This is a genomic window from Paraburkholderia sp. SIMBA_030 (assembly GCF_046535245.1).
In the GTDB taxonomy this organism is placed as follows: Bacteria; Pseudomonadota; Gammaproteobacteria; order Burkholderiales; family Burkholderiaceae; genus Paraburkholderia.
Genome location: NZ_JAWRXB010000490.1, coordinates 1 through 273, shown reverse-complemented (window position 1 = coordinate 273; position 273 = coordinate 1). Strand labels below are relative to the sequence as shown.

The window sequence follows — 273 nt, the reverse complement described above, 5'->3', positions numbered from 1 at the left end:
CAGGCCCCTGGTTGCCAAGCGTCCCCCAGAGTTCAGGCAGACGCGCTTGCCACCAGTCGGCACGGGGAACAAAGGCGCTGACGAAACCGCCGTTTTCGCGATCGACTTCTTTCTGAAACGCGCTCGATTCGCTCCAATAGAAATTCCACAGCTTGATGATGTCGTATTCGGTGTTCGTCTTGTTAATGGCGGCGGTCTGGTCAACCGCAAACGGGCGGATGAGCCGATCGACGCGGTCCGAGCGACTCACCATCATTACGCCGATGCTGTCGG

1 pseudogene is annotated in these 273 nt (G+C 58.6%); it reads right to left on the bottom strand.

The features are described 5' to 3' along the window. Positions 1 to 256: pseudogene (locus SB772_RS40920) on the bottom strand (hypothetical protein); the annotation flags it as partial. Positions 257 to 273: the final 17 nt, after the last annotated feature.